Here is a 5,341-nt window from a genome sequence, read left to right as displayed (position 1 = left end):
CTGGTCTTCGACGACACAGGGTTCCTCAAGGACGGGACGGCCTCGGCATGCGTGTCGCGGCAGTACACCGGCACCGCGGGCAAGGTCACCAACTGCCAGGTCGGCGTCTCGCTCCACCTCGCGTCCGACCACGCCTCGGCGGCGGTCAACTGGCGGCTGTTTTTGCCTCAGACCTGGGATCCTGCCTCACCCAAGGCCGATGTGGACAAGATCGCCCGCCGCAGCGCCTGCGGAATCCCGGACGATGTCGGGCATCTGGAGAAGTGGCAGCTGGCCCTGGACATGCTCGATGAGACCCGCTCCTGGGGACTCGATGTGCCGCTGGTCATCGCGGACGCCGGATACGGCGACGCCGCCGCGTTCCGGCACGGAGTGCAGGCCCGCGGCATGAACTACGTGGTGGGCATCTCCACCACGCTTACAGCCCAGCCCGCCGACGCGGTGCCGGTGGCCGAGCCGTACTCCGGGACCGGACGCCCACCGGTGGCGAAGTATCCCGACAAGCCACGCTCGGTGAAGGAGCTGGTCATCGCGGCGGGACGGACGGCGGCCAGGCCGGTGCAGTGGCGGGAGGGCTCCCGGCCCGGCACCGGCCGCTCGGGCCGCAAGCGGATGTACTCCCGTTTCGTGGCCCTGCGCATCCGGCCTGCCGGACGCGAGGTCCGCCAGGCCACCGACGGCCCGGAACTGCCCGTGTGCTGTCTTGCAGGCATCCCGAGCGGAGTGTTCGCGATGGTCACCAGTGATGAGGCGGAGGAGATCGGCCTCGGACAACGTGTTGAGCTGCCGCTTGGTTAGCCCCCTGCCCAACCGGCGGTCGGCCCGGGCCCGGCTCTGCCTGCTGATGACTCGTGGAGATCGTGACAGGCACGGACTCCCAAGATCATGGAGTTCTCGACGCCCCGTGATCCGAGTGGAAGACCGTGCCTGACGACGCATCATCGCCGATCCCGCCTGCCCTTGACCAACTCCGTGGCCATCCACGGGCCGAACCTGCAGACGTGCCGGGTCTGCTGGAACGGCTGACCGAAGTACCCGACCCGCGTGATCCGCGCGGAGTACGGCACGCTCTGGTCGTCGTGCTCGCGCTCACCGCGTGCGCGGTACTGGCCGGGGCGAGGTCGCTGCTGGCAGTCGGCGAGTGGATCGCCGACGCCCCGCCGCAGGTGCTGCAAGCTGTCGGCGCGCCCCCGATCCTCTGCTTCCCAAGCGGCTCCTGCCCGCGGAATCGACGGTTCGCCGACTGCTGGCGAGGGTCGACGGCGATGCCCTGGACCAGGCCGTGGGCCGGTGGCTCGCCGACCGCCGCTCCCGCACGGCGAGCGGCAGTCGGCGAGCTCTGGCCGTGGACGGCAAGAGCCTGCGCGGAGCAGCCAAGGCCAGGGGCAAGAAGATCCATCTGCTCGCCGCCCTGGACCACTCCACCGGCCTGGTCCTGGCCCAGCTCGACGTGCGGGAGAAGACGAACGAGATCACGTGCTTCCAGCCGCTGCTGGAGACCGTCGCCGACCTGGCCGGCACCGTGGTCACCAGCGACGCGCTGCACACCCAGCGCGACCACGCCGACTACCTGCTCGGCCGCGACGCCCACTACATCGTGATCGTCAAGGGCAACCAGAAGAAGCTGCGCAAGCAGATGAAATCCCTTCCCTGGCAGCGCATCCCGCTCCAGGGGCGCACCCGGAACGTCAGCCACGGCCGCTGCGAAATCCGTCGGATCAAGGTGGCCACCGTGAACAACCTGCTCTTTCCCGGCACTCGTCAGGCAATCCAGATCAAGCGCCGGCGCACCGACCGCAAGACCGGCAAGACCACCGTGAAGGCCGTCTACGCCGTCATCAACCTCACTGCCGAGCAGGCCACCCCGGCCCAGCTCGCCCGACTCGTCCGTGACCACTGGAAGATCGAGGCCCTGCACCACGTACGCGACACCACCTTCGCCGAAGACGCCTCCCAGCTGCGAACCGGCAACGCACCCCGCGCGATGGCCACCTGGCGCAACCTCGCCATCGGAGCCCTCCGCACGGCCGGAGTGAAGAACATCGCGGCCGGTCTCCGCCGCAACGCCCGCAACCCTCAGCGACCCCTCTCACTCCTCGACCTCGGATGACCACGAACCGGACGTCATGCGACTACGCCGAAGCCCTGCCCTGCGAGGTGGCTAACATGGGTGTAATTGCTCCTTGCGGTGCTTTGTCGGGAGTTGCAGACGCGGGGCTGGGGCCAGTCACATGCGGACGCCTTTGAAGATGCACGGCAGTCGCTACAGTGGGGGAGTGACTGTCACGCTCCTTGGAGCATCATCACATAGTCAAGCGGGCCACAGGTAGAATGTCCTGTCAGCACGCGAGAATTCGAGGGCAAGGCTCGATTGGTCGACCAAGGCATGGTCGCCATACCTTCGCCAATCTCATTCAGAACGGCATATCCGACCCTTAATGGCATTATTCTGAGCGGCAATCAACACGCACTCTCAACAAGGTGACGGCTTTTGTCCTCCACGGAAGTTTCCGCCGAGGTTCGTGTCACTGGATGCTACTCGTGCTCGTGACCCTTTTCCCTGCAGGAGACAGCACATACCATGTCCCCTTCAAGCCTTGGCCGTTGATTTGACCCGGTTGGCGGTCCTTCTCGAACCGGTAGAGGGGCCAACCGCCGAGGGTTGCCTGCCAGGTTCCGTCGGCACGCTGGAAGGAGCCGAGGCGGGTTGAGTCGAGCCCGTCACCTGCGGAGGGTTTGTCACTGGCGTTCTTGAGCTGTACGGGCTTCCATGCCGTGAGGCATTGCGCGCTCACACACACCGACACCGGTGGGGCGTGCCTGTCCAGGGTCGACATGTAGAGCGTGTAGCCTCGACTGTCGACAACAATCCTGCCGAGGATGGTGTCGGCCGCGCTGATCGTGGTTCCCTCTTCGGGAGCCGCGGCCGTCTGCGTGTCGGCGGGGGCGGGCGTGTTTGCGGACGTCTGGCTGGGCATGGCTCCCGGAGTAGCCGGCGGTGGGGGAGTGCTGTCGTCTAGCAACACGGGCTCCGGTGACGGTTGCTGCACGGTGACGGCGACGTCGGACGGGTCAGTGACAGCATTGCCCACGACGGGGCTGAGCGCCGCTGTGGCCACAGTGGCTCCGACGATCCATAGCGTGGTGGGAAGCCGTTGGATCAAGGACATGGGAACGGTCATTTCAGATAGATTGAGTCGCCGTTTTGGCGAAGGCCGACGGGCTTGAGGGGAGCCGTAGCGGGGCCCGCGACGCGTGCGCCCGTTGAGGCGTCGAACTGGCTCCCGTGGCATGGGCAGTTGATTCTGCCGTTCGCGACGGAAGCAACGACACAACCCGCATGGGTGCACACGGCGGTGAAACCGCGGAGTGTGCCGCCCGCGTCACACGTCACCACCACCTTCTGGTCTTCGAATATCTTTCCTCCCCCAGAGGGGATATCAACCGCTTTTGCGAGCGCCGGGCCGGCTTCACGCGAGGAGGCCCCTTCGTTCTTGCCGCCGCTTGAGGAGTTGCTTGGTGGAGCGGCTGGTGATAGGGGTGCGGGGGGCGGCACCGCCGGGGCAGGTTTGCGGATGACGCAGCCATTCAGGCTTTCAGCCGCAACCAGGCCCACCGTGGCGGTGAGCAAGCCTCGGCGGCTGGGGTTGGCGGGAGCCGACGCCTCAGCTGCACTGTAGAGGGTGCGATCATCATGTTTCATGGGAATCCAGAACTCCAGAACGTGCGGTTGTGGCGGTCGCGGGGCTTCATCTCAAAGGCACGCCCGACTGGGCGAAGTACCAAACTGAGGCTGTGAGCCAGAGGCCGATCAGAGCGGCGAACAGGAGGCCACCGACGGCGGGTAGGAGCCATCCTGGCGTGCCGTGGGTGCGCAGGGTCAGCATTTTCGTCGCGAACGCGCCATAGAAAAGGCACCCTAATAACGAGTGGACTGTAGTGCGCACATCGAAGGTGACGAACCCGATACTCCATAAGCAGTGGTACGCGACCGGAAGAGTTAAAAGGAATGCCGCGGTCCCGCTCCATCGGTGAAATTGCGGTAGCGCGGCGGGAGGAGGCCCCCAACTTGGTATGCGCTGCCACATCCATATGGCACTGATGACCTGGAGTAGTCCAAGGAGCGCCGCTAAAGAAGCGAGCCAGACTTTCATGGGCGCCATGCTGTTGAAGCCGATGATGAGGGCTAATGGCCGTCCCGTGGGCTGGTGGGCGTTTCCATAAGCCCCCAGGGTGACCGCGACAAGTGCTCCCAGCACAACTACCAACGCTAATTTCCCGCCACCCTTTGCCTGCGCCACACCATCGTCCTCGGCCATGAGCGTGACCTCCATTCGGATTTCCATTGATCCCAGAGTGGTCCTGATCACGTCGGGGAAACTATCCTGCCAGGAAGAAGGAAGAGGGCGGTGAGTAAGAGGTACCCATAATTCTCTAGGCAGGTGGTGCGCGCATCTAGTGTCCCGTTGCTCATCAGGAAGTCCTCAAGCAGGTGTTGGTGGTCGTCCGAGAACTATCGTCAAGGCTGTAGCCCGAACACAGCCGCACGGTAGCGGTCCTTGCCCGCTTTTGACCCTCAAAGCCGCAGATGAATGACTTCATGGGGACCGGGTGTCGTTCGCTTGGGTTTCACCGTGATGGTGATCCGAACGCTGGGTGGCTTCAGGCCGTGTACGGGTGTGGCCCGGACGCGGTGTTCGCATGAGCATCGGGGATGCCGGCTTCACTCGAGACGAACCGCGTCATGGGTCATTCGACAAAACAGATTCCGACAGCAGCGGCTGTGACCGCGCCGTGGAAGACATGCGCGCTTGTCGTAGCGCGTCGCTACAGAGCGGAAGCCCGTCGGCCTGCTGATCACGCTCGACGTCGTTGCGGCGCTTGTACGCGGCGCGACCCGACCTCGAGTGGTCGGCCGCTAGCTGAACCCCGGGGTAGCCGGTGGCCGACCTGGTCCTACTTCTCCGGAACACTGGGCGCGATCTGACGTCTGCGCAGGTAGATCCCTATGTGGCGGCAGTTGTACGCCCGATCGCCTCTCAGCGAGTCGGGCGCATGCGGGGGTGACCGTCACCTCGACGAGGAACCAGGAGTGCTGCCCCGAAGTCAGGGCTAGCCTCGCGCTTTCATGAGTGTGCTCGTCCATGCCTTGATCAAATAAGCGGAGAGTGCTTCTGACCTGCAACGATGGGACTTGTCTAGGGTCCTGTTGGCTGCACGGAAGGAAGCACTCTCCAGGTGGGCAAGCGTATCGGGTTGTACCCGCGTGTCCGCGTCGAGGGCGGTGGCAGAGGGGCGATCTCGCAGGCCGGGGCGGTGCTGCTGGTCGAGACGGTCCGCA

Annotated in this window: 3 protein-coding genes and 3 pseudogenes; 3 read left to right on the top strand and 3 right to left on the bottom strand. The window is 65.0% G+C overall.

Translation table 11 applies throughout. The features are described 5' to 3' along the window. The 3 pseudogenes from ACWCQK_RS41910 to ACWCQK_RS41900 all read left to right on the top strand — a co-directional run. A pseudogene (locus ACWCQK_RS41910) lies at positions 1-699 on the top strand (IS701 family transposase); the annotation flags it as partial. A gap of 224 nt (positions 700-923) precedes the next feature. Beyond that, positions 924-1,130, top strand: a pseudogene (locus ACWCQK_RS41905) (transposase family protein); the annotation flags it as partial. Continuing rightward, positions 1,097-1,951: pseudogene (locus ACWCQK_RS41900) on the top strand (ISAs1 family transposase); the annotation flags it as partial. The pseudogenes ACWCQK_RS41905 and ACWCQK_RS41900, both read left to right, overlap by 34 nt. Positions 1,952-2,525: 574 nt before the next feature. On the opposite strand, the gene ACWCQK_RS41895 reads toward ACWCQK_RS41900, so the two are convergent. The 3 genes from ACWCQK_RS41895 to ACWCQK_RS41885 all read right to left on the bottom strand — a co-directional run bounded on the left by ACWCQK_RS41895 (position 2,526) and on the right by ACWCQK_RS41885 (position 4,319). Further along, positions 2,526-2,978, bottom strand: coding sequence for a COG4315 family predicted lipoprotein (locus tag ACWCQK_RS41895; protein ID WP_451164483.1), 453 nt, complete (start codon positions 2,976-2,978; stop codon positions 2,526-2,528). A gap of 200 nt (positions 2,979-3,178) precedes the next feature. Continuing rightward, positions 3,179-3,703: a QcrA and Rieske domain-containing protein gene (locus tag ACWCQK_RS41890; RefSeq protein ID WP_451164481.1), complete on the bottom strand. Its 525-nt coding sequence runs from the start codon at positions 3,701-3,703 to the stop codon at positions 3,179-3,181. Positions 3,704-3,749: 46 nt separating this feature from the next. Beyond that, positions 3,750-4,319 carry a DUF6529 family protein gene (locus ACWCQK_RS41885; RefSeq protein WP_451164479.1) on the bottom strand — a complete coding sequence of 190 codons (570 nt, stop codon included), beginning with the start codon at positions 4,317-4,319 and terminating at the stop codon, positions 3,750-3,752. Between the last annotated feature and the right edge of the window lie 1,022 nt (positions 4,320-5,341).

The organism is Streptomyces sp. NPDC002306, assembly GCF_053593435.1.
This window is presented reverse-complemented; position numbering and strand designations above follow the sequence as displayed.

Coding starts and splice junctions, on each gene's coding strand:
- ACWCQK_RS41895 (WP_451164483.1), bottom strand. CDS start 2,978: ATGCCCAGCCAGACGTCCGCAAACACGCCCGCCCCCGCCGACACGCAG.
- ACWCQK_RS41890 (WP_451164481.1), bottom strand. CDS start 3,703: ATGAAACATGATGATCGCACCCTCTACAGTGCAGCTGAGGCGTCGGCT.
- ACWCQK_RS41885 (WP_451164479.1), bottom strand. CDS start 4,319: ATGGCCGAGGACGATGGTGTGGCGCAGGCAAAGGGTGGCGGGAAATTA.